Source organism: Paenibacillus eucommiae (genome assembly GCF_017874215.1).
In the GTDB taxonomy this organism is placed as follows: Bacteria; Bacillota; Bacilli; order Paenibacillales; family NBRC-103111; genus Paenibacillus_AI; species Paenibacillus_AI eucommiae.
Genome location: NZ_JAGGLB010000009.1, coordinates 1 through 25,461, shown reverse-complemented (window position 1 = coordinate 25,461; position 25,461 = coordinate 1). Strand labels below are relative to the sequence as shown.

Below are 25,461 nucleotides of genomic sequence, written 5' to 3'. Positions count from 1 at the left end.
GAAAGCAAACAAAAAGGATACTGGGGGTATGAAGTACATGAAGAGTCGTCGTCGCGTTTTAGCAGTTGGTAGCGTTCTCTTGCTTGCAATCATTCTAGTCATCGCGGGCTGCGGATCAAAGAAAGATCCGCAAACACCCGTGGAAACATCAGCAGGGGAGAAGCCGCAAGCCAGTACTAACGCAGCTGAGCCTAAGGTTCCGCTCACCATGTTCATGAGCGATTCAGGTGTGGCATTGCCAGCGAATGTGAATGCAAGTGACAACAAGTTTATTAATATTGTCAAGGATTACGCGAATGTGGATCTGAAGCTTGAGCTGGTGCCAGCAGGCGATCTGGCTACCAAATTTAATTTGATGCTGGCCTCCGGCAATGTAACGGATCTTGTGCATGAGCACTGGCTGCAGCCGGCAGCGAATGAAGCGGGAAGGGCAGGCGCATTCCTTGATTTAAAGCCCTTCTATGATAAATCGCCGCAGGTGCAGAAGTACATTACCCCGGAAATGCTGGAGCTGGCGAAGGACCCGGTTTCCGGAAAGAACTTCCGCATGCCTATGGCCTGGACGGGATCCCCACAGGGGAGCGGGGTCATAGCGCGGTACGATTTAGTGGAGAAATACAATGAAGGGCGCTGGCCAGAGTCCACCCATCAGTGGGTAGAGCTGATGCGCAAAATCAAGAAAGCCGAGCCTGACTCAATGATCTTGACGAACTGGGTGATTGGAGACAATTTGTTTGCTTATGGCGGCACCGTTATTTTCAGATGGTATGGGGTCAATCCTTACACCTGGAGAATTATGGACGGCAAAATCATTCCAGACGTGCTTACGCCGGAGTATAAGGCAGCAGTTGGCTTAATGCGCCAGCTTTACGAGGAGGGCTTGCTGGATAAGGAATTTGCCACTAACGATAACCCAACCTATTATTCGAACTGGTACAATAAGAATATTTTATTGACTGTGGACGCAACTCAACAGTTTCCTGCGGTCGTAGGCGGGTTTCTCAAAGAGAAACCGGAGGCAAAGCTTGCCTTTGCACCCTTCCTGAAAGAGAATCCCAAGGAGCTGGCTGATCCGAAATATGCGCAAGGTGGATATGCGACATCTCCTATTATGGGACACGGCTTGTATATTTCAGCCAAGACCAAAGATCCGGAGCGCGCATGGAAAGCGCTGGAAGGCTTCTATACAGATGAGCTGCGTGAGGCGATTTTCTGGGGCGAAGAAGGGGTTACGTATACGGTCAAAGACGGAATCAAGGTTCCGGACGGAGCAAAGATGGCTGAGCCCGAGCATTCTTATGGACTTGCTTATGCGGTTGGGATCGGCTTTGTAGCCGGCGCTGATGCTGATAAATCCAAAAATGAGCAGATTCTGGGAGCCGACTACGCCAAGGCGGTATATGACAGCATGGTGCCTATTGATGAAGCGGCGAAGAAAAATGGAGAGCTTGGTCTCCCGGGCTTTGCTCCGCCGGATGAGGCGGCGTTGAAGACTTCAGAATCTAATCAAGCGATTAATAAAATTACCGTAAAAGCGATTATGGGCGAAATTTCCATGGATCAGTTCGATGGGGAAATCAAGGGATGGGAAGCCAAGTACCGCGGCTTGATCTATGACCCGATGCAGAAGTATTTAGATGAGAACAAAGATATGATGCGTGATTTGGGCTTCAAAACTGTAGATTGGTAGGCAAATAAACGATTGGCCCAGAGACCATGCCCAGTGCACAACAAGATTGGGCATGGTCTGAATGCAAGTTAAGTACAAGAAATTGGAGTGATTGCATGCATAATCAGAGAATGCAAGCCTTAAGAAAAACACTGCCGCTGTATTTGCTAATTGCTCCTACGGTTGTTTCCTTATTTCTGTTTAATTATATCCCGATATATGGAATTATTATCTCCTTTCAGGACTATTCGGTGTTCAAAGGCTTTTGGAACAGTGATTGGGTAGGGTTTAAGCATTTTGTATACTTTTTGAATGATGCTACGTTCTGGAAAGTTATGAGGAATACGCTTATTCTCAATTTTTACGATATTATATTCGGATTTACAGCACCTATTATTTTTGCACTTCTGGTAAATGAAATTGTTCATCGAAACTTTAAGAAAATCGTCCAAACCATTTCGTACTTGCCTCATTTTTTATCATGGGTTGTTGTATCCGGGATTTTTTATCAAATATTGTCACCTGCGAATGGATTGGTCAACGTCGTATTAGTGGAATGGCTGGGCATGGATTCGATATATTTTATGACGCAGCAAAGCATGTTTCGGGGAATTCTCGTTTTCGCGGATATATGGAAAAGTGTCGGCTGGTCAGCCATCTTGTACTTTGCCGTTATTGCCGGCATCAACAGCTCCTTGTACGAGGCGGCGTGGATCGACGGGGCGAGCCGCTTCCGGCAGGTCATTCACATCACTCTTCCACATATGGTTCCTATGATTGTGCTGCTGCTATTACTAAAGCTGGCGAGCATTTTCGGCATCGGCTTCGAACGCGTATTTTTGCTTCAAAATGCTCTGGTTTATGATGTGTCCGACGTGATCAGTACGTATGTGTACCGAATTGGTCTGGAAAAGGCACAATACAGCTTGACGACAGCGATTGGACTTACGCAAAGCGTGCTTGGCTTTTTGATGCTGGTAGGCTCAAACAAATTGTCAAAAAAATTGACAGGCATGGGCTTATATTAACCACAGGAGATTCAAGGCAGGAGGGTACCGATGCTAAATTACAGAACGCCTTCAAGAATTATTTTTGAAATTATAACGATTATTTTGCTAGTTCTGCTGTGCGTGTCGATTGTGGTCCCCTTTATTAATGCAATGGCTATTTCGTTAAGCAGCTCCAACGCTGTTTTACGTGGAACAATTGGGCTGTGGCCCAAAGAATTTCAAATGGATGCCTATAAAATGCTGGCGGGGAATTACACGTTTTTACGCTCATTTGCCAACACTGTGTTTCTTACAATTGTCAATACGATATTGGTCATCGTAGTATCCTTGGCTGCAGCTTACGCACTGGCGAGCAAAAACATGCTGGGTAAAAAAATATTTTTCTATTATATCCTGCTGACGATGTTTTTTAGTGGTGGATTAATTCCAACGTATCTGCTTGTTAACGGGCTCGGGCTAAACAATACTTACTGGGCGCTCATTTTACCTGGCATATGCAGTGTTTTTTATATTATCGTCTTTAAAAATGTGATCGATCAGCTTCCGCAAGAGCTGCTGGAATCTGCAGAGATGGATGGAGCCTCAGACCTGCTGCTGCTATTTCGTATTGTGCTGCCGCTTGTACTGCCGATGACGATGGCTTTCACTATCTTCAGTGCAGTCGCGTTCTGGAATGAGTGGTTCGGCGTTATGCTCTACATTCGTGATAAAAACCTGTGGACGCTCCAGTATCAGCTTCGAGATATTCTAATGTCCGCCCAGCTCAGCAACGAAATGCGGCCAGGCTCGCTAAAGGAGCATTTACGTATCGTAGATCCGCAAAATCTGAAGATGGCTGCGCTGATGCTGACGGTTTTGCCGATTATCGTGGTGTATCCATTCGTACAAAAGTATTTCATCCATGGGCAAATGGTCGGTGCAGTGAAAGGGTAAATATAGATTGGGGGCTGCCAGAGTGAATGGCGTGAAGACATTAAGTGCTTTTTATCCGGACAATTTGCTGCTTGCCATCAAGAGGAACGCGGAGTCCCATGAGTGGGCAGCGGCAGAGGTTGGCCACATAGAGGAGGCTGCTGCCTACTGGAGCCAGCTGTCTGACGAAGAATTGTGGCAGTTGATGTTTGGCAGTACGATCAGTCGCTCCTGGTTCGTCTGGTCCGATGGCTGCTGTCCTTCATGCAGGCAGGATGTGCCGCTGTTTCAGTGGGGGATGAATGCCTTCGAGCATCCGTGGAAAACACAGTGCCCACATTGTCGTGAGCTTTTTCCGAAAAATGATTTCCACCGGTACTATCGTTCGGGATTGGATCAAGAGGGAATTTTCCAGCAAAAGCTGGCAGACCGCAGGCTGCTCCATCATGAAGCCTATCCGGATCCAAGTCATCCGCTTCATTTATTTGGGGTAGATGACGGGGAGGGTTATGTGGATGCCGAGACGGGTCATCGTTGGCGTTTTATAGGGGCTTATTTGATATTTGGGCAATGGAAGCAGCTTATTGTCAATGGCATTGTGAAGCTGGCAGACGCTTATGTGGCTTCCGGAAATGTGGTTTATGCACGAAAGGCAGGGATATTGCTGGATCGGGTAGCGGATTTGTATCCCACCTTTGATTTTGGCGAGCAAGGCGTGATGTACGAAGGACCCGCCCGTTCGGGATACGTGTCGACCTGGCATGATGCTTGTATGGAGACGAAGGAAATCGCTCTAGCCTATGACAAAGTTGTTGAGGGTATGAGGCAGGATGAGCAGCTTGTTGTATTTTTACGGAGCAAGGCATTATTAAGCGGTTTGGCGAACGGGAAGCAATCAGCTGCTCTGATTCAGAGCAACATTGAGGAGCGCATATTGCGGGATGCTTTAGTATCTCTGGATAAAATATATTGCAATTACCCGCAAACGGAAATCACTGTGGCGATCATCCGGACGATTCTAGACTGGTCGGAAAGCTGGGAGAGCAGGGAGAGCATTACTGCTGCGGTATATGCCATGCTGAAGCAGGCTACGGCAGTGGATGGAGTTACAGGTGAGAAGGGGCTGGCTAATTATACGCCTTATACCATTAATGCTCTTGCAGAAATGCTGGCTTTGTATGACCGGTTGGATGCAGATTTTCTGGAGCATACCCTTACAGCTATTCCGCAGCTTAAGCAGACCTTTCGATTTTTCATGGATACTTTATGTTTGGAGCAGCAGTATTACCCGCAAGTAGGCGATTCGGGTGAATTTGCCAAACCTGCAGGGAGCTATAAAGGGGTTCAAATGCTTGCAGAGTTTCGCGTACAGCCTTCGATGTACAGATTCCTGTGGAAGCTTTACCAAATAACCGGGGATAAGGCCTATGCCAAAATACTCTATTTGGAAAATGGCCGCAGTATTGCGAAGCTTCCTTATGATCTTGGGGCTTCCGATTTTGCAGAGATCCAACAGGAGATCCTTCATATTGTTGAAGAAGAAGGCGAAGGGCTTCTTATTGGCAGCATGAATAAGCAGCAATGGCATCTGGCCATTCTTCGCTCAGGAACAGGCTCTCATAGTCGGGCCCTCTGGGTAGCTTACGATTCCCTTGGTAATCACGGCCATTATAATGGCATGACCATCGGGCTCTTCGCCCATGGTCTCGATCTGCTCCCTGATTTTGGTTACCCTCCGCTTCATTTTGGCCAAGGCTGGGTGAATCCCAAAGTATTGTGGTATTACATGACAGCTTCACACAATACGGTTGTAGTGGATGGGAAGAATCATGAGCCCACAACGAGCGGGAGCACAACAATGTGGCTGGAGAGCGATGGGTGTCAGCTCATTCGTGTAAGCGGACCGGAAATTATCGGAGGACAGCAGTTCGAGCGGACTTTGGCGCTGATGGATATCTCGGAGGAGCACAGCTATGTGCTCGATATCTTTCGTGTAACCGGGGGCAAAGACCATGCCAAATTCGTCTACGCACATCCAGGAGAGCTGACTACGCGCGGGCTGAGCGTATTACCTGCCCCTGATTATGGACATGGATCGCTGCTGCGCAACTTCCAGGCGGATACAGCGGCGAAGCCCGGGTGGAGCGCCGATTGGCTGGTTGAAGACATGCACAGGGTGCGCGGGGATGCTCCCCGGGTTCATCTGAAGCACACTGAGCTGACCTACGGTGCAGAAGCCCATCTTGCCGAAGCCTGGATGAATGCCGGGGGCCAGCAAGTGAAGCAGGAGCGGTGGATTCCGTCTTTAATGGTGCGCAGGCAAATCCAGGATAGTGGAGCAGTTGCAGATGCTGCAAATACTGCAGATGTCACAGGTGCCGCAAGTGCAACAGATGCTCCGCTGTCTTCAACCTTCGTGAGCATCATTGAACCATATGAGGGCACTTCGCAAATAGTAAATATCCGCAGGCTGACATTGTTCGATGGGCAAGGCAAGGAGTTCGACGACAGGGAGGTTGCAGTTGAAATTCAACTTGCTGCGGGCCAAACGGATTTGATCATTTCCTTGGATTCAGAGAATCCGTTAGGAAGCAGAAGCGGCAGATCGGGCTCCGTGTTTGTACGAGAGGATTGGGACGTGGAATTTACCGGGGAGTTTTGTCATATACGCCGGACGAAGGCAGGTATCGAACGAGTTGTGCTCGGCAATGCCACATCGTTAAGGGTAGATGGTCATGATATCCGCCTGCAAACCCAAACGGAATGTGTAGAGCTTATTTCTGTAGAAGGAAAGCTGCAAGTGATATGACTTGATTCACGCGTTTTAACAGAGGATAGACCGCGCCTCATCATCAGTAAACCGGTTAGCAAGACAGAGAGAAGGGACATCGTTGGGATTATCCAGGCAATTTCAAATGCTGTTGATGATGAATGCGGTCGGTAATGTCATTTTCATTTATATCGAAATATTCGTCAATTTCTATATTTGGCAGCAAGGATATCGGATTAGTGATGTTGCGTGGTTCAATTTGGTATTATTCGCTGTATGGGGGGTGTCTTTTTGCGGAGGCGCGGAATTATGCATGAGGTATTCGATCCGTCTGCTGAACGCGCTATCGGCATGTTTCGGAGCAGTCGCTTTCGGGATGCTATCGCTGCTTGTATTGGATAATCGCCTGTTGTGGATTGCTTGCATTGCTGTTCCTGTCGGGGTGATGTGGGGACTTTTTAGCACAGCTCAAAATTTAGGGATTTCATTGGCCGGTAAAGATGGAGATAAAGACTTTGGTCATTATTTTGCCATTCTCGGGGCTGTCATCCAAGTTTTAAATGTAACGGTACCGCTTGCTTCGGCGCTTGTGATTATGGCGTTTGGTTATTACGGTTCATTCCTGCTGCTGCTGTTGTTCATAGCGGTTATGTTCGTGGTATCCTTCTTTCTCCCCCATATTTCGCTGAAAAATCTCGAATCCCCGGCGGAACGCTGGATCGATAATGTTCTGCCAAAGCGTGTTTTTTTCGCAAAGGGAATGGCTTTATGGATTCCAATCAGCCTGGCAACAGGATTATTTTATCAATTTCAGAGTATATTCAAGCTCCTGTTTACTTTTAGTGTGACGGAAGATAAGCTGCTTATCGCACTTCTTAATACGAGCTATACGGTGGCGGTGTTGGTCTCTCTGTATTTTTATCGCAAGCTGCAATTTGCAAATCGCGTATGGATGCTGGTGGGCATTGTCTTTATCACAGGAGGTTATTTGTTTATCTTGTATCCTGTGGCTCCGCTGCTTATTGTTTCGAATATTCTTACGACCGTTGGCGCGTATTATTTCAATGTATCGTACAGCGCTCAGCAGCTTGAACTTATTCATAACCTTACGGCGATACAAAAGGCACGGCTGCTGGTATGGCGGGAATGCCTGATTTGTTTTTCACGTTGTGTCATGCTGCTGCTGATTCTTCCGGTTTCCGAGTTTCAGGGGACTTATTTTGTGCTGCTGCTTGGAATTTCTTTCGCGAGTCTGTTCTCCATTCCTATTCTTCAGGGAAAAATGATGCAGCTCTTTGCAGGCGCACAGCGAACAAGATCTCAAAAATTCCATTCATCTTGATTCCATGATATAATGAAGGAACAAATGTTCTTTTCGAATCCTAGGTGATGATATGTCGGAAACGATTCAAATAGCAGTAAGAACCCTTGTAGAGTATGTGCTCAGCAGCGGGAGCCTGGATTCAGTGTTCCGCACGACCAGCACGCTGACAGAGGGGACCAAAGCCCATCAGAAGGTGCAGAAGCAGTATACGGACCAAGATCAGAAAGAAGTACACTTAACGACGGAGATTCCCTGCGGGGATCTCCTGTTTGTGCTGGAGGGGCGTTGCGACGGGCTGCTTTTCACCGAAGACGCGGTGACTATCGACGAAATCAAATCAACAGCCAGAGATGTGCGCCTTATTACGAAGGAGATGTACCCCGTTCACTGGGCGCAGGCCAAATGCTATGCCTACATGTATGCCAAAGCGAATGGAATCAGCCTGATGCGGCTTCAGTTGACCTATGTGCAGACGGGCACGGAGGAGCAGCAGCGATTTGTGCAGGAGGCGACATTCGAAGAGCTTGCGAATTTCGTAGACGATCTGATTGAACGTTATGCTCCTTATGCAAGCTTAGTGGTCAGGCATCGGAGCATGAGAGACATCAGCATCGGGGATTTGTCCTTTCCGTTCCAGACTTATCGTGAGGGGCAGCGGAAGCTGGCTGGGGCGGTATACAGAACGATAGAGGAACGGACGAACTTATACGCCAAAGCGCCCACAGGCATCGGCAAAACCATATCGACGACGTTTCCCGCGATCAAGGCGCTAGGCAAAGGATGGCTCCAGCGCATCTATTATTTGACGGCCAAGACGATAACCAGAACTGCTGCGGAAGAGGCATTCGCGCTCATGCAGTCCAAAGGGCTTCATATCCATGCCGTGACATTGACAGCGAAAGACAAGATTTGCTTTCAAGACGAAGTGAGATGCCAAAAAGAGCACTGTGAATTTGCAGACGGTCATTACGACCGGATCAACGAAGCGCTCATGGATATATTATCTAATGAAACACTGATGAACCGGCAGGTGATCGAGCGGTATGCCCGTAAACACAGGGTGTGTCCTTTTGAGTTCTCACTGGATGCGGCTTATGCTGCAGATGTAGTCATTTGTGATTATAACTATATTTTCGACCCGCGGGCTTCATTAAAAAGGCAGCAGGCTGAGCAAAAAAAGCAAACGGCTTTGCTGGTGGATGAAGCACATAACCTGGTCGAGCGTGCGAGGGAAATGTTTTCTGCGACCTTGCACAAATCCGCCTTTCTAGCGGTACAGAGGGAAATGAAGGGGCTGCATCCGGAAGCGCATAAGGCGGCTAAGGCAGTCAACGACTTTTTCATAGCGCTTCGCAAAAAGAATACGGATCAGCAGGCAGTTGATAGCGGGCTGCCGCAGGATTTGATGCTGCTCGTTGAAGCTTTTGCGCTTCAAGCAGAGAAGGTGCTGGCTTCTTCCGGCGGCGGGGGTGCCAGTCCCTTGCTGCTCGATACTTATTTCTCTTCCATGAGTTTTCTGCGCATAGGAAAATTGTACGATGAACGCTTTGTTACCTATTGGGAATTGTCCAAAAACGATGTTCAAGTGAAGCTGTTCTGCCTGGATCCTTCTCACCTGCTGAAGCAGATGGGCAAGGATTATCGATCGCATATTTATTTTTCAGCCACCCTATCGCCAAGCGCTTATTACATGGATATGCTGGGGGCCGGCCCGGAGGATTACACGGTATCGATTCCTTCTCCTTTTTCGAGTGAACAATTGAACGTTTTCATCCAGCCGCTGTCTACACGTTATCATGATCGTGAGCGGACTAAGGGTGCGCTTGTGCAGTTGCTTCAGCAGCTTATGGACAAGCAGCCGGGCAATTATCTCGTTTTTTTCCCTTCCTATGCTTATATGAATGATGTATATGATGCTTTCGAGACAGAAGGTACAGGAGTGAGAACGATCCTGCAGCATGCAGATATGTCGGAGGAGGAGCGGGAAAGCTTTCTGCTTGCTTTTGATGCTGATAATGCGGAAGCCTTTCTGGGCTTTGCTGTTATGGGCGGCATTTTCTCGGAAGGCATTGATTTGGTTGGAAACCGGCTGAACGGAGTTGTTGTCGTTGGAGTTGGCCTGCCGCAGCTTGGATTGGAGCGTAACATTATCAAGAATTATTTTAACGACTTGGGAAAAGACGGGTATGATTACGCTTATAAGTTTCCAGGCATGAACAAGGTGCTGCAGGCAGGGGGCAGATTAATCCGTTCGGAGCAAGACCGCGGCGTGCTGGTGCTTGTCGATGACCGGTATTTGCAGCCCCATTATCAGCAGCTGCTGCCTGAGGAATGGAAGCATTATGCTGTGGTTCGCTCTGAGCTTGGGGCTTTGTTGTAGGTATTGCTTTGCAATACTGTGTAATACCACGAGCGGAAATCTGATTTGCTGATTTTGCGATAAAAAAAGATTTGCATATGGCCATAACGAAGCAGAATGCGCCATTCGTTATCATACTTGATAGTCCTCACTTGGTTTTTAAGTGGGGACTTTTGATTTTTGGGATGTGGAGTTAGATTCGAGGAAGCAAGACTGTTGATAATGAGAACCATTATCACATATAATGAATATGCGAAGTTGTAATTCAACTATCTGTGTACGGGTCGCTGATGATTGCCAAGGAGTTGAACGGATACAATGCGGTTAAGTGAACAGCTTATACTATGGAACCAGGCATCTATTAAATTGATGGATATCCGGCATATAACTATGAAGCTCGGAGAAGAGTTCCTCTCCTATCGGCTGCCAGCCAGCGGTTTCTTGTTTGCGGTGCGCGGCGGCGCTTATGTACAGCTCGATGGGGTGAAGCATCAGGCAAATCGCTTTCATATTTTGCATGGCGGCAAGGGCTGCTGTCTGGATATTTGCCCGATAGAAGAGTCTTTTGAGTACTATATGATTTATTACAAAGCTATGATCCCACTGCCCGTCCGCCAGGAAATTATAGCGATGATGGAACGGAATAATCCATTTCATATGCAGCATGGCTTCATACCAGACCATCCTGCTTCCTTGCTGCACAAGGTGCAGCTCATGCATAGGGAATGGGAGGAACAGGGGCCGTTGGAGCGATTCCATGTGAAGGCTCTGTTCTATCAATTTGTATTTGAGCTGTTGTGGCAGATTCACAGTCATCACATTCCCACGATACAGACCGACCTTGTGGCGCAGGCCATTCGTTACATGCAAGAGCATTATGCGCAGCCAATTACTTTGGATTTGTTAGCGGAGGTGCTGGACAGCAGCCCACGTCATTTAACGAGGCTGTTTAAGCGCCAAACCGGCAGCAGCCCCATAGATTATGTGATCCAGATCCGGATGGACAAGGCTAAGGAGATGCTGCTTGCGTCGGATGCCACCCTGCAGGAAATTGCCGAGGGCATCGGCTATCCGGACAGCTATTATTTCGCGAAAATGTTCAAAAAATTCGTTGGAATTGCGCCGATTCGCTACCGTTCGGATAACACGAAGCCGAAGAAGCAGAATGCTAGTCCTTATATGCCATCCTCTGTGGCTCGATATGACATTGTACAGAAGAATGCGCGGCGTTATATTGGTAATGGTCATGATAATCATTATCAATTAGACGAAAGGGGAAACTTACCTATGTACCGCAACAACAAATTATCTTTAGGCATAACCTTATTGCTATGCCTTACGCTATTACTCAGCGCGTGCTCTACGGGCACAGCAGGAAACGCATCAAATGGAGGCACACAGCCAACCAGCCAGACTACTGCTGCGGCTAACGCGAGCGATACGAGCGGAAATACCAGTACCAATCAGCCAGCAGAGGGAGCGGCTCAGCCGCAGACCAAAACCATCTCGACCGTAAAAGGAGATGTCGAAGTGCCAGTTAACCCGCAGCGGGTCGTTGTCCTGTATTTGGTGGGCGATGTGCTTGCACTTGGCGTGAAGCCAATTGGATCCTCTAGTGCTTACGAAGGGGCGGCATTCGAGAAAGAGATGGACGGAACCAGCGATTTGGGCACATGGTTCGAGCCGAGCCCTGAGGCGGTGCTTGCGCTTGATCCCGATGTCATCATTGTTCCTTCTGAAGAAACCTATCAAATGCTCAAGCAAATTGCGCCAACGGTCTATATCCCCTATGAGAAGATGTCAGTAGACGAGCGCCTGAAGCAGATTGGGGAAGTGATTGGCAAGGAGGGCGAATCTCAGGTATTGCTGGACAACTTCTATGCGAAGGTGGAGCAGGCCAAGAAGAAGCTGAAGGAAGCCGGCATTTTGGATAAGACGGTAACTATTATGGAAGGCGGTAAAGGCAGCATGGGTGTTGTTGCCAGCAAAAACTACGGCCGGGGCTCACAAGTGATTTATGAGTACCTGGGGATGAAGGCTCCGAAAATTATTAATGAGGAGGTTCAAACCTCCGATAGCGGGAACGGACACGACGTCTCCTTCGAGCTTTTGGCCGATTACGCTGGCGATTATGTGTTCCGCTCTTCGTATGAAGGCATGGTAGACTTATCGGATAACGCCATCTGGAACAGCATTCCGGCTGTGAAGGAAGGGCGGCTCATTGAGATCGGCTTTGGCTTATCCTACTACAGTGATATTTATTCGCTTGACAAGCAGCTTGACTTTATTGTGGACAGCTTGCTGGCTACGGTGAAGTAACTTTCTTGGAGGGCAAGGTTTTGTGCAGGAGAAAGGCTGTAGATACAATAGGCTGTACGTACAATACGGCAGCTTTTTCCTGTGCTTACTTGCTTTGCTTTATCTCCCAGTTCTAAAAAATTTCCTCGCGATGTTAGTTGTGAGCCTCAACCAGAACCATTCCTCCAGCGTTTTTTTCGTCCTTAAACCCCTCTCGTTATCCAAGTCCATTCTAATAAGCACGCCATAAGCATGCAATGATCACGCAATGAGCACGCCTCCCCCAAAAAAAATGCCAATAGACATCTTTTTGCAGCATATCCAACACAAATAAAAGGAATTCCTACAAGTACGGAATCAGAAACAGGAATTGGGACTTTTGTGTCTAATTTCTACACTCTAAGGGACTATTCCAACACCCTATAAAACGGAAAGCTATATCGAGATCATTCGCCGTAATGTGCGAGTGTTTAACAAATTTGAATATAGTGAGGGAGATGATGGACATGAGTGCCATTCAGCCATTGGCCCAGTCATTCGTCAAAGTGTATGAATCACCGCTTCCAGCTTCTGTTTATTGCTACAGTCCCGGGATTACCCGGCTTTCCTCGGGAAGATTAGTCGTCAGTTTAGATTTAAGCGGACCAGGGGCAAGGGAGCTACCAGGGCCCTGGCAGCAAATCGAAGCCGGCTTTTGGTGGTCTGGCAAGGTGTTCACCTCGGATGATCGAGGAAGCACCTGGACACACAAGACCGATTTTCCTTTTATGCATGCCCGGCCTTTCACCGCTGGTTCTTCCCTATATGTGCTTGGTCATTGCCATGATCTGACCATTATGCGCTCTGATGATGAAGGGGAGACGTGGTCGGAGCCCGTTCGGCTGACGGATGGACAGGAATGGCATCAAGCACCTTGCAACGTCCACTATACGCAGGACAGTATCTATTTGGTCATGGAGAAAAAAGTGCATAATGATATGTTGGGGTGGCCAGTCAGCGTATTTGCTCCAGTATTGATGAGAGGACGGCTTGACACCGACTTGACGAAGCGGGAGAATTGGACGTTTGCCTCTGAACTTGTGTTCCGGGATGCGGTGCCGGCTCAGGAGCTGAACTATTTTGGCGTTCCATTCTTCCTGACCCCGCCTAAATCGCTAGTGGCAATTGCGCCCGGCAGGGAAGCATCCCCGATCGGATGGCTGGAAACCAATGTCGTGCAGATCGTCGACCCGAGCCATTATTGGTATTCGGAAGAGCGTACCTTTCATTTATGGATGCGCGCCCATACTGGGGGAACTGGTTATGCGGCCCTTGCCAAAGTGGTGGAGCATAGCGATGGTTCAATGACGACCATGCTTGAAACTGTACCTTCTGGTAAAACTGTTGTTTACGTTCCTTGTCCTGGTGGGCAAATGAAATTCCATATTCTCTATGACGAGGTCACTAGGCTCTATTGGCTGCTCAGTTCGCAAGCAACCGACAGCATGACAAGAGCGGAGCTGCTTTCCCCTGAGCGTTTCAATCTCCCGAACAACGAACGTCATCGGCTGCAGCTTCATTTTTCTAAAAATTGCATAGACTGGTGTTTCGCAGGGCTGGTTGCCACTGGCGGAACGGACAGAGAGTGCCGGCATTATGCGAGTATGGTTATCGATGGTGAGGATCTTCATCTTGTGAGCCGCTCGGGAGATGCACATGCGGCCGACGCGCACAATGGCAATATCATTTCGTTTCATTCGATTCCAAGATTTCGGGACCTTGTTTATTAAGAAAGGGGAGCTGACATGCGTATCGATCATACGGAATTAAAACGCAATACGGAACGCTGCAATGCTGAACTTGAGCTTATAATTCAGGAAGGGAAAACGTCCTGCTTATCGGTTGCGGTACTGAAACGAGATCGTATTGTTTATGAATTTTATCACGGAGACTCTTCGCCGATACCAGGTTTTGCAGCTCCAATCAGTAAGGGAACCATGTTCAATGTCGGGTCCGTAACGAAACCGATAACCGGTGCTGCCCTTGTCAAACTAATAGAGATGGGCAGGCTCAAGCTGAACGATTCTATTAGCCGCCATATTCCAGAGTTCCGATTTCCCGAGGTAACGATCCTTCATCTGCTGACACATACGGCTGGGTTCAATACGTCAGACGCTGACCATATTGAAGCCCCGGTTTCCGATGAGGACGTGCCTCATTACTTGCAGCGTATTTACGAAATCAGTCATCTACTCCATAAACCGGGCGAGGTTTGTAACTATTGCTCGTGGGGCTACTGCATTCTGATGGATGTGGTTCAACGCGTATCCGGCATGCCATTTGAAGAGTTTGTTCGCGCGACCCTTTTTGAACCGCTAGGGATGCAAGACTCCGTCTTCTCAGCCGATTTGCTGGAAGGGCGTGAATATGTGCTTCCATGGCACCAGGAGAGTGGCAGATTTCTGGAGCGGGAAGCAAAGACAGCGACTATTGGTGATCGGGGGTTGTTCACAACAGCGACCGACTTGCTTCGATTCGCGAGCGTGTTTCTGAATGGCGGTGTTAATCCTGCAACAAACGCAAAAGTGTTTTCCTCTGCGGCAATCGCATGCATGCTGCGTGAAATTCCAGATCGGCGCTTGAATAAAACGCCAGTTTTCTGGCGCAAGGGAGAGCAGGATACCTATGGCTGTTTCAGTGATCTTCATTCTCCGTCAGCGGTTGGACATACCGGATTTAGCGGGTGCATGCTGATGATTGATCCCGAATTTGATATTGCTGCGGCCATACTGACCAATAGTTTGACATGGCATGCGGATTGGAACAATTATAGCCGGGTATGCAGTCTTGTCATGGCGATGAGCGGCGCAAGGGAATAGAGGGTTGGCTTTTGCTTGGAATAGGTATTTTTAATAAAAAAGCATCGCGCTTTAAAGCGGTAAATTGGGATAATGATCAAAATAATTGAATCAGTAAAAAGTGAAAATCAGTAAATAAGTCCGGAATTTCCTTAGGATAACTATCCCTTTTGCTCAGGAACCAGACGACTGGTGGATGTCCGTTTGAGTTTGGTGTTCGTGCGATTGTAGCTTAGAGGGGGAAGGGCTGTGGGCGGAAGAGCGCTAGTAGCAGCCCTGTTCCCCTGGAAGAAATGAGCGGTATGCTTCACTTAACGATGTTTTTCATCGTTAAAGCAAGGTTGTGGAGAGGAACTGCTACTTTAACGATGAAAACATCGTTAAAGTAGCAAATCCTTCTCACCTCGTTCTCTTCTTCCCCCGCCCGCGCCCGCGCCCGCTAGGAAATCTCTACTAACCAAAAGAAAAAGCCTTGCTGGCTGTCCGTTTGAGCGTGGTGTTTCGTGTGATTCGTGCGATTGTAGCTAAAGAGAGGGAAAGGCTGTGGGAGGAAGAGCGGTAGCGTCCGCCTTTAAAGATTTGTTCCTACCTCTTCATCGATACCACTTAAGGGAACAAATCTTTAACAGCGGCTGGAGCCCACAGCCATTACCTCCGCAACGCACCCAAGTCACGAACATGCACCTCAAAGGACACCGCAAGGCGCCTTCCTTAATTGCTTCTTTATTTATTGGTCACCGCAGTACGTGCTTGCAGTTCAACCTCAATATTATTCCGTGTAGCTTTGGAATAAGGGCATACTTGATGGGCTGCTTCTGCCAGCTTCAAGGTTTGATCCTGATCCAATCCGGGAACCGTGACCTCCATTTGAACGGAAAGATGATAGGAGTCACCATCCTTATGCAGCGTAACTTTGGCTGTGACCTCAGAGTTTTCGGTGCTGATCTTTTTGCTTGCTGCCACACTTTTTAAGGCACTATGGAAGCAGGTTGAGTAGGCTGCCGCGAATAATTGCTCGGGGTTTGTGCCTTCTTTTTCCCCTTCTTTAGGTGTTCCTACTTTCAAATCGAGTTGTCCATCCGACGAACGAACGAAGCCGTCCCGTCCTCCACGTGAAGTAACTTGAGCCGTATAATCTGTTCCCATCTTGATCGCTCCTCTCTTGAATTAGGTTCACGTACTGGTTACCCTTTATACCGCCTGATGAACCAATAAGCTACTTTATTCGCACGGATCGAACGGCGTAAAAAATGATTGTGCCAAATACTACAACTAGCGTGACTGGCAAAAACCATAATCCTAAACCGCCTGATTTTCCAAGTGCACTCTGGATCATATCCCACTCTATGTAACTGAAGAGGACCACAAGCTGCAGCTTTAACCAGCTAATCATCATACGGGCGGTTATATATTGACGCGGCGCATTTTCTTCTGTAACAGGACTAAGATAGTTAAAGCTTTGAGGAAACTTGCTTAATACGCTTTGCCCTGCATACAAGAGTGCACTAAGGATCGGCAGCGGGAACAAGACTCCTCGTCCTCCCCATTTGTCTACTTCACCTGCTGCATTATAGTGCTGAGGTACTTGCTCAGGAAGTTGAGACCACACAGAAAATAAATAACCGATAATGCCTACAAGAACAATAAGGGACAAAATATCGTGGAATACTTCCATTTTTGTTTTGGGGATCGATAATACGGGTCGCTTGGTTGTAGTAGTGATAGCAATCTTCCTCTCTGTTTAACTGATGTGCTTGCATTCTCTTTTTTAGCTGCTACTTTTACATTCGCTCTAGGTGCTGTGCATTCCTTCAAGTCGCTATCGGGTTATGTTATCATATAAGAGTGGCAATAAGAGGAAACACAAAGATGGAGGACGGACAGATGCCGAATAATACGATCACTCTTGTTACAGGCGCTAATACGCCGCTGGACAAAGAAAAGATGCTGGAGATCACGATTGAATGGAAAAGCTCCCCGGCCGATTTGGATGTAAGCTGCTTTATGGTCAATGCTACAGGCTCAGTGCCTTCCGATGATTATTTTATTTTTTATAACCAGCCCAATGATCCTAAAAAACATATTCAATTCTCCTCAGTGGGAGGTCATGCAACCAAATTCACAATTAACTTGGAAGGGCTGCTGGCAACAGAAATAGATAAATGTACATTCGCGGCTACTTTGGATGGACCCGGAACGTTTACAGGCGTGCAGGGCTGCAGGGCTATTGCCCGAAGCTCGCAGACAGAAGTACACTATGACATCAAGGATGTAAAAGAGGAAACATCGCTGGTGCTGATGGAATTATACCGGCATCAAGGCTGGTTCAAGCTTCGCGCGGTTGGCCGCGGCTTTAATGGGGGACTTAAGCCTTTGGCTGAGGCCCATGGCGTGGTTGTGGAAGATGAGCCTGCAGCGGTTGAAGCGGCACCTCCTCAAGTGCCTGTGAAGGCACCTGTGTCAACTTCTGCATCAACACCTGCAACACCAGTATCGACGCCAGCACCTGCAGCTGGTTCTGTAGCAGCATCTACCACCGGGCAGCCAATGAATCTAGCGAGGCCTTCGCAAAATTCACAGCCTTCTCAAGCCCAACAATCACATCAGTCGCAACAATCTCAACAACCGCCAACGTCCAGCATCAATCTGACAAAAATCGATCTGCTCAAGAAAAAAGTATCGATATCGCTCCAGAAAAAAAAGCTGGATGACGGCAAAGCCCGTGTCGCTGTCGTGTTCGACGCATCGGGCTCGATGAGTCAACTTTATTCCAAAGGGACCGTGCAGCGGGCTTTCGAAAGGGTTTTGGCGATTGCAGCTTGCATGGATGATGACGGAACGTTGGATGTATGGTTTTTTGGAAGCAAATCCATGCGGGCGCCCAGCGTTACTGAACGGGACTATGAAGATTACGTGAAGCGGACTTATCCGAGCCCCAAGGCATTCGGTGGTCTTGGCCCAGGAAATAATGAGCCTGTAGTGATGGAAGATGTGATCAAAAAGTATACGGTAGAAGAACCCAATAAATCGATGCCCACCTATATCATTTTTTTCAGTGACGGGGGTATATACGAGACTAAGAAAATAGCGAAGCTGCTAGTACAAAGCTCCAAAACGAATATATTCTGGCAGTTTGTTGGGATAGGAAATGCTAATTACGGCGTTTTGCGTAAGCTGGATGATTTGCCGGGGCGTTTCATCGATAATGCTAATTTCTTTGCTCTGGATGATTTGGACAAGGTAAGCGATGAGGAATTGTATGACAGAATGTTTGACGAGTATCCAGTATGGCTTAAACAAGCTAAACAAAAAGGACTTCTTACTTAAAATGACGACTAGCAAACGGATTTTATATATAGAAGACGATCATGAAATTGGCAGCTGGGTGAAAGATGACCTGGAGGGCAGAGGCTATGCGATTGAATGGTTATATACGGGTGACAATGCGGCAGCCAAGGTGCATCAAGCAGATATAGTTATTCTGGACGTGATGCTCCCGGGTCTCGACGGGTTCACTGTAGGCCAGCGGTTAAAGAAGGAGTCTCCCTCAACACCGATCCTGATGCTATCTGCCCGGACGTCTGTAGAAGATAAGCTGCAGGGCCTGCACTTCGCCGATGATTACCTGACCAAGCCCTTCCATCCGGAAGAGCTTGCTGCGCGGCTTGAAGTGCTGCTCCGGAGGCAAGGAAGCGCCGGAAACTCCGGAAGCGCAGGAATCACTGGAAGCTCCGGAATCAACGGAGGCTCCAGAATGATCGGAGGCGGCACCTCCAGGGAAGTTAAACTGGGGCATATTACCGTCAATTTGGATCATAACACTCTGTTGGATCATCGTACGGATAGTGAGATTATTTTAACGGGAAAGCAGCATCACATTCTGATGTATTTTCTCCAGCATTCGAACCGCATTCTGACCAAGGAGCAAATTTATGAGGCCGTTTGGGGCGAATCGTTCATGGAAGGGGACAAGACTTTGATGGTGCATATCCGGCATTTGCGGGAAAAGATCGAGCTTGATCCCAGTGATCCGGTTATTATTGAGACGATTCGCGGCCTCGGCTACAGGGTTAAACAATGAAGCTGAGAAATTCACTGCTGTTCAAATACATGCTCATTATTTTGCTGGCTATTGTACTTGTGCCCTTCGCGTTCCCGCTGGTAGCGCTGCTGCTTAACTTTTATCCGCAGAATTTCACGGAAGGTGATGCCACAGATTACAGAAGCGGGAGCGAGCTTCAGCAGAATTGGCATGCTGCCGCCAGGAAGCTTGATGGAGCGACAAAGGAGCAGATTGACAAGAGGCTGCTGGAGCTGAAGGTAATCTATCAGGACGCGGCGCTGTTCTGGGTTGACGGGCAGGGTGATACACAGCTCCAGATTGGCATCAAGGAAGCACTGCCCCATCACTGGAATGCATCCGATACGATTGAATTCATGCAAAAAAGGTATGGTGCAGATCCCTTTACGGTAGTAGCTTTTATAGGCACACAGCGAAGCCAGGGATTTATGGTGCTTGAGATGGAGCGTACTATCCTAAAAAGCAACAGCAATAAGGCTTTTATTCTTTATAACAACATCATCCTTCTCGGAGCTTTTATTATGCTCGGGTTGTTCCTGTTTGTTTCGTGGGTGTTTTTTTACCGTATCCGCAAGCGACTGCTTCGTCTGCAGGTTGCCATGACAACTCCTAATGAAACGGGGTTGCCAACGCCCGTGCTGATCGAGAGACAGGATGAGATCGGCAGATTGGACAAGGCTTTCAACGATATGATTCTGCAGCTGGAGCGGAGCCGGCAGCGGGAGCAGGAAGAAGGCGTGCTGCGCAGAGAGCTGATTGCGAATTTGTCGCATGATTTGCGGACACCGTTAACGACGATTCGGGGGCATGCCTACAGCTTGAGACAGGAGCCGCTCAGTGAGAAGGGCAAAGCCTCGATTGACCTGATTGACCGGAAGATCGGTTATCTCAGCCAGCTGATTGAGAATCTGTTCTCGTTTACTTTATTATCCGCAGGCAAGTATCCGTATCATGCCGAGTCTGCCGATATTGTCCGCCTGGTCAGAACCGTGTTTGCCAACTGGTATCCTGTTTTTGAGCGGGAGCAATTCGTCATTGTTTCTGAGCTGCCCGACTCGGCTCTATTCATAGAGATCGATCCGCAGTGGTTCGAACGTGTACTGGATAATTTATTCCAGAATGTTCTTAATCATGCTCGTTCGGGGAGCTATGTTTCCGTGCAGATGCGTGTAGAGGCTCGCGTTCAGAAGAAGCAGGAACAGTCACGGGAACAGTCACAGGTAAAGTCGCAGGTAAAGTCACAAATACAGACGCAAGCACAGACGCAAGCACAGACGCAAGCACAGACGCAAGTACAGACACAGTTTGCAGACGTGCAAGCGATACTTGAGATTACCGATCACGGGCCAGGTATGGAAGGAGAGTCATCCGGCAAGGGGGCTGGCATCGGACTGTCCATTGTCTCACTTATGCTCAAGGAGATGAAGCTCAAGTGGGATGTTCAAAGCAGTCACGAGGGGACCCGAATCCGCCTCTTTTTTTAACCTAAATTTAAACTTCAAGCACCTCGGGATTTAACCTTCATCCGTTATGATGGTTTACGAGGTGATTTGTTATGGGTTCATATGCGATAGAATGCAGGGACTTGACGAAAAGAATCGGGAGAACTGCTGTCGTGGATCAAATTAATTTACAAATTAATAAAGGGGATATTTACGGGTTCCTGGGTCCGAACGGGGCGGGCAAAACGACGACGATTCGGATGCTGCTCGGATTAATGACGCCGACCAGAGGATCGATCCGCATCTTCGGCAAGGATATGCAGAAGGAGCGAATAGCGGTTCTCCGTAAGGTTGGCTCGCTCGTGGAGTACCCCTCTTACTACGGGCATCTCAATGCCTACGAGAATTTAGAAGCTGTGCGGAGAATCCTGGGTGTGCCCAAAGCGAGGATTGATGAGGTGCTCTCCATTGTCCGATTGACTAAGGAGGCGGGCCGCGCGGTTAAAGGCTTCTCACTAGGCATGAAGCAGAGGCTTGGTATAGCAACAGCGCTGCTTGGGCAGCCTGAGCTGCTCATTCTGGATGAGCCTACGAATGGACTCGATCCTTCGGGAATTCTCGAGATTCGCGAGCTGCTGAAGCGGATGCCGACGGAATTTGGCGTAACCATTCTGGTATCGAGTCATCTGTTGGCTGAAATGGACCAAATGGCAACAAAGGTAGGCATTATTACAAAAGGCAAGCTGATCTTCCAGGATACAATTGAAGTCTTGCGCCAAAGGGCGAAGAGCCATATCCGGATGGAAGTAGATACGCCCGATTTTGCCAGGCAGCTTATACGTGCCCAAGGGATTCACGCCGATCTTCATGGAGGCAAGCTGCTGCTGGATTCAGCGTCTAATATGCAGATTGCGGATATTGTGAAACAGCTGGTCCAGAATCAGGTTTCCGTCTATCGCGTTGAAGAGCAAAGCAAGTCGCTCGAGGAGATCTTTCTTGAGCTTACCGGCGGAGAGGGAGGCTTATAATGCTGCGTGTGTTAGCCTCCGACTTTTTGAAGCTTCGCCGGACTATGATTTGGTTCCTTGTCTTTCTGGGCCCTATTGGGGTCGTAGGCTTGCAGGCTGCGAACTTCGGACTTCGCTACGATTATATGAAGCAGCAGTATGCCTCCGACTTCTGGGGAGGTTTGATTACGAATACGGGCATGTTGGTCGTTCCCGTCCTCCTGATGGGCTTAACGATTGTTGCCTCTATGATAGCTAATATAGAGCACCAGACGAATGCCTGGAAGCTGCTGCTTGCCTTGCCGGTTTCCAAGCTTACGATCATATCCAGCAAGTTTGTATGTCTTGCTGTCTTGCTGCTGTGCTCCAGTACGCTGCTCTGGATGGGCACCATCATTCTGGGTCTTTGTCTGGGGATGGATTCCAGCCAGATTCCTTTTGACCAGCTGCTGCAGCTGGCTTATTACCCCTATTTGGCGGCGATGCCCTTCTTGGCCTTGCAGGCTTGGCTGTCGATGAGTATCCGTAACCAGGCCATTCCGCTGACTGCGGGAATTGTCGGAATGTTGCTGTCCTTCTTTGCCTTTATTCTCGCAGACTGGCTGCCTTGGAAATGGCCCTATTTGAAAAATGAGTGGAATGAGCCGCTTTATTCCGTGGCAGCCGGTTTAGTCCTGGGACTGCTGCTCTATGTAATAGGGATGCTGCAGTTTGTTAGAAAGGACGTGAATTAACCGATGTGGGGTGTTATTCAAGCTGAAATACTAAAGCTGCGTAAATCGCCGATTTGGCTGCTTATTTTTGTCAGTCCGATATTGTCCGTAGTGTTAGGGATGGCTGAGTCTTTTAATGAAGATCTTGACCCTTGGCTTGGGACACTAGCCCTGATGGCTTTTCTGCATGCGATGCTTTTTTTGCCTTTACTTACAGGGGTATTCGCTGCTTTCGTTTGCCGCTATGAGCATGTTGGGGGTGGCTGGAAGCAAATGCTTGCTCTGCCGGTTTCGCGAAGCAGTGTATACTTGGTCAAGCTTGCGATGGTGATGCTGCTTCTGGCTGTAGTGCAAGTGCTCATCGTTGGTGGTCTCCTGCTGCTCGGCACTATTAAAGGCTATACGGCGCCGATTCCTTGGTACGAAATAAGCTGGGCGGTTATTGGAGGCTGGGTCGCATGTTTGCCGCTTGCCGCGCTGCAAATGGCTGTTTCAACCGCTTGGGCAAGCTTTGCAGCACCATTGGCCGTGAATGTTATCTTTACACTGCCGAATATGTTGATTGTCAACTCGGCTGAATACGGCCCTTACTATCCGTGGGCGCAGCCTCTGCTTGCGATGGTGCCTTTTGGAGATCAGGGGTTTGGGGCCTTCAATGTGGGGCCGACAACCTTGTTTATTGTGATTCTTGGCAGTTTCGCAATTTTCCTGGTATCTGGATTGATCCATTTTACCCGCAAAGCGATTTAGGGATTTAGGGATTTAGGGATTTAAGGATTGAGGATTTAAGAATTTAAGAATTGAACCTGTTGAGAATCTTTTAAGAGACCTCGACAGGTCTTTTTTTGTTTTCTCCTGCTTATCTTTTTTTATAAAGGAATGTGGAAGATCTTGTCGAATTCATGCAACATTCAGCAAAAAAAGGGGAAAAAAGTGATGAAATGGATAACCGATAAGTTTCAATTTACCTTAAACAAGAGAGATCAGTATCTGTCAGTGGCAGACCTGGATATGACCAGGCGTAATTTGGTCGTGTTTATTGCCATGGTTTTCACCGCTGTATTAACATTATCGAGTATTTTTGCTTTAGGTGGGGCGATGCTGGATAGTTCTACTTTAATGGTTATGGTGCTGCAGGTGGGGACTACTGTGATTTTTGGATATTTGCATTTTTCCCGCAGATTAATTCAAACGATTTGTTATTTTGCGGTTTTATCCAGCGCGGCCAGCTCCATTTCCCAGATATTTTTGAATCCTAGTGTTTCCAATACGTTTTCGCTATTTTATTTGCTGATTCTTGCGATGATTTTTATGAAATTATGGCCTATTGTCATTAGTATTTCCATCGGCTTTGCGATGCTGCTTTATATGATGACGGTGCAAATAGATGATTTGCTAATCGCTTCCTCAGAAGCATCAAGCTATATCATTATTTATGTGCTGATTGCTGTCATGCTGTTCGCCCTCTTAAGGGTTTCAACGCAAATGATCAAAAGCATGGAGGCAGCGAGAGAACAGGCGGAATTACTGTCCAGGCAGCAGCAGGAGCAAAAGCAAAATGTTCTTAACCATGTGATGAGCGTAACCTCCCATCTGAATACCGTCACTAAGGCAGGGGAGGACAGCAACTATTCGTTCGAGGAGATGAATAATGCTTTTCAAGAAATCGCTCATGGTGCGAGCAATCAGGTGGATTCAACACTTTCCATTAATGATTCGATTCAGGGCATGAACCTGCTGGTTCAAGAAATGTCGGATTCCATTCATACTTTGCTGGAGAGGACGAGTGAAGCGGCACAATTATCGGATCAGGGCAAAAGCAATATGGATATGCTGTCCGCAACGAATTCCAGCTTTCGGACGGATCTTGAATCGGTTTCTTTGGAAACCTCAGTGCTAATCGATCGCCTTGCAGAAACCAGCCATTTCAGCGCGACCATTCAAGATATCGCCAGTCAGACAAATCTGCTTTCACTTAATGCTAGCATCGAGGCTGCAAGAGCTGGAGAGCAGGGGCGTGGCTTTGCTGTGGTGGCTATGGAAATTCGCAAGCTTGCCGATATGACCGCACAAGCGGCAGTACGTATTACGGAGCAGCTTCAGGAGTTTTCTGACCAGTCGGAGCGAACCCGCAGCAAAATGAATCAAGCAGCCGTTCGTATGCAGCAAAGCAATGAGATTACAGAGCAGACCAAGCATTCTTTTGAATCGATTACCCACGCAGTCTCACAGCTGAAGCAGCTTTCTATGGGATATGAAGGGTTGATGAACAATATTACGAGCTCTTCCGGAGCTATTGCCGACTCCACCAATGATCTTGCCTCTATTAGCCAGGAAGCATCTGCGACGCTTGAAGAGCTTTCCGCAACATTGCAGTCGCTGCTCCAGAATAACCGAATCAGTCTGGATCGGATTAAAGAAGCAGAAACGAATCTGCGAAATGTATCTTAAGGGTTTGCGGAACAAACAGCGGTTTGGAGCATGTGAGATTTCACGTGGAACATTTATAGTTTACGCATGAATAACACGTGGAAAACATATGGAGATGTGTGGGAAACATATGGGAAACATATGAAGATATGCATGGAAGGACCTGGCGACTCGCCAGGTTTTTTGGCTTTTTTATGTTTTTTTATTGGGAAGTATAAATTATTGGAGGATGACTGGATTTAATGTTATTTCACAAGGTGACGCTTTGTAGTGATAAAGTACTCGATATTGCCATTCATTCTCTAAGGGAAGCATAAAGGAAGCACAGTTTTTCCATATGGCCACTATCCCTTTCCCTCAGGAAAGCAAACTCTAGCAAACTCTACTTGCAGCCCGTTTGAGCGTGGCATGTTTGGCACTTTGATGCTAGAGGGAAGGGATACGGAAGGAAGAGCGATAGCAGCAGCCCGACTCCCCCGAATAGATGGCGGGTGCCCCATTTAACGATGTTTTTCACATTAAGCATGCATTGAATCTGACATGAAATGTAATGAAGAATAATTTACTAAATAAGGTAAATTATGATGATGTTTTCATGGACAAAAACAA

18 protein-coding genes are annotated in these 25,461 nt (G+C 47.9%); 16 read left to right on the top strand and 2 right to left on the bottom strand.

The genetic code is table 11. The annotated features are described in order from the left end of the window. The first annotated feature begins 37 nt into the window (after positions 1-37). The 9 genes from J2Z66_RS14825 to J2Z66_RS14785 all read left to right on the top strand — a co-directional run bounded on the left by J2Z66_RS14825 (position 38) and on the right by J2Z66_RS14785 (position 15,200). Complete coding sequence (locus J2Z66_RS14825; RefSeq protein WP_209972225.1) at positions 38-1,690, top strand: type 2 periplasmic-binding domain-containing protein; 1,653 nt, start codon at positions 38-40, stop codon at positions 1,688-1,690. 95 nt (positions 1,691-1,785) lie between these two features. Beyond that, positions 1,786-2,697 carry an ABC transporter permease gene (locus J2Z66_RS14820; protein WP_245375562.1) on the top strand — a complete coding sequence of 304 codons (912 nt, stop codon included), beginning with the start codon at positions 1,786-1,788 and terminating at the stop codon, positions 2,695-2,697. Between the two features lie 30 nt (positions 2,698-2,727). Next, positions 2,728-3,612 (top strand): carbohydrate ABC transporter permease, encoded by an 885-nt coding sequence (locus tag J2Z66_RS14815; RefSeq protein WP_209972224.1) that lies wholly within the window; start codon positions 2,728-2,730, stop codon positions 3,610-3,612. A 22-nt stretch (positions 3,613-3,634) separates the two neighbouring features. Beyond that, entirely contained in the window at positions 3,635-6,400 is a 2,766-nt protein-coding gene (locus J2Z66_RS43805; RefSeq protein WP_209972223.1) for a heparinase II/III domain-containing protein, read from the top strand. A gap of 82 nt (positions 6,401-6,482) precedes the next feature. Beyond that, the gene (locus J2Z66_RS14805) at positions 6,483-7,703 is read left to right on the top strand and encodes an MFS transporter (RefSeq protein WP_209972222.1); all 1,221 of its coding nucleotides are present in this window, start codon (positions 6,483-6,485) and stop codon (positions 7,701-7,703) included. 52 nt (positions 7,704-7,755) lie between these two features. Beyond that, complete coding sequence (locus J2Z66_RS14800) at positions 7,756-10,065, top strand: ATP-dependent DNA helicase (protein WP_209972221.1); 2,310 nt, start codon at positions 7,756-7,758, stop codon at positions 10,063-10,065. Positions 10,066-10,362: 297 nt separating this feature from the next. Beyond that, on the top strand, positions 10,363-12,363 hold the full coding sequence (locus J2Z66_RS14795; protein WP_209972220.1) for an AraC family transcriptional regulator: 2,001 nt from the start codon (positions 10,363-10,365) through the stop codon (positions 12,361-12,363). A gap of 485 nt (positions 12,364-12,848) precedes the next feature. Beyond that, positions 12,849-14,111, top strand: a complete 1,263-nt coding sequence (locus tag J2Z66_RS14790; RefSeq protein ID WP_209972219.1) for a sialidase family protein — start codon at positions 12,849-12,851, stop codon at positions 14,109-14,111. A 15-nt stretch (positions 14,112-14,126) separates the two neighbouring features. Next, the gene (locus J2Z66_RS14785) at positions 14,127-15,200 is read left to right on the top strand and encodes a serine hydrolase domain-containing protein (protein WP_209972218.1); all 1,074 of its coding nucleotides are present in this window, start codon (positions 14,127-14,129) and stop codon (positions 15,198-15,200) included. Positions 15,201-15,902: 702 nt separating this feature from the next. Here the strand turns inward: J2Z66_RS14785 and J2Z66_RS14780 are convergent. Continuing rightward, positions 15,903-16,325: an organic hydroperoxide resistance protein gene (locus tag J2Z66_RS14780; RefSeq protein ID WP_209972217.1), complete on the bottom strand. Its 423-nt coding sequence runs from the start codon at positions 16,323-16,325 to the stop codon at positions 15,903-15,905. Between the two features lie 70 nt (positions 16,326-16,395). Next, positions 16,396-16,833, bottom strand: a complete 438-nt coding sequence (locus J2Z66_RS14775) for a DUF1648 domain-containing protein (protein ID WP_209972216.1) — start codon at positions 16,831-16,833, stop codon at positions 16,396-16,398. 230 nt (positions 16,834-17,063) lie between these two features. Here J2Z66_RS14775 and J2Z66_RS14770 point away from each other — a divergent pair, with 230 nt between their 5' ends. The 7 genes from J2Z66_RS14770 to J2Z66_RS14740 all read left to right on the top strand — a co-directional run bounded on the left by J2Z66_RS14770 (position 17,064) and on the right by J2Z66_RS14740 (position 24,873). Further along, complete coding sequence (locus J2Z66_RS14770; RefSeq protein WP_209972215.1) at positions 17,064-18,506, top strand: vWA domain-containing protein; 1,443 nt, start codon at positions 17,064-17,066, stop codon at positions 18,504-18,506. Between the two features lies 1 nt (position 18,507). Then, the gene (locus tag J2Z66_RS14765) at positions 18,508-19,260 is read left to right on the top strand and encodes a response regulator transcription factor (protein WP_209972214.1); all 753 of its coding nucleotides are present in this window, start codon (positions 18,508-18,510) and stop codon (positions 19,258-19,260) included. After that, positions 19,257-20,744 (top strand): sensor histidine kinase, encoded by a 1,488-nt coding sequence (locus J2Z66_RS14760; RefSeq protein WP_209972213.1) that lies wholly within the window; start codon positions 19,257-19,259, stop codon positions 20,742-20,744. The genes J2Z66_RS14765 and J2Z66_RS14760 overlap by 4 nt, the downstream gene beginning before the upstream one ends. 71 nt (positions 20,745-20,815) lie before the next feature. Beyond that, positions 20,816-21,730: an ABC transporter ATP-binding protein gene (locus tag J2Z66_RS14755; protein ID WP_209972212.1), complete on the top strand. Its 915-nt coding sequence runs from the start codon at positions 20,816-20,818 to the stop codon at positions 21,728-21,730. After that, on the top strand, positions 21,730-22,443 hold the full coding sequence (locus tag J2Z66_RS14750; protein WP_245375561.1) for an ABC transporter permease: 714 nt from the start codon (positions 21,730-21,732) through the stop codon (positions 22,441-22,443). The genes J2Z66_RS14755 and J2Z66_RS14750 overlap by 1 nt, the downstream gene beginning before the upstream one ends. 3 nt (positions 22,444-22,446) lie before the next feature. Beyond that, positions 22,447-23,172 carry an ABC transporter permease gene (locus J2Z66_RS14745; RefSeq protein WP_209972211.1) on the top strand — a complete coding sequence of 242 codons (726 nt, stop codon included), beginning with the start codon at positions 22,447-22,449 and terminating at the stop codon, positions 23,170-23,172. A gap of 186 nt (positions 23,173-23,358) precedes the next feature. Further along, positions 23,359-24,873, top strand: coding sequence for a methyl-accepting chemotaxis protein (locus J2Z66_RS14740; RefSeq protein WP_209972210.1), 1,515 nt, complete (start codon positions 23,359-23,361; stop codon positions 24,871-24,873). Positions 24,874-25,461 lie beyond the last annotated feature (588 nt).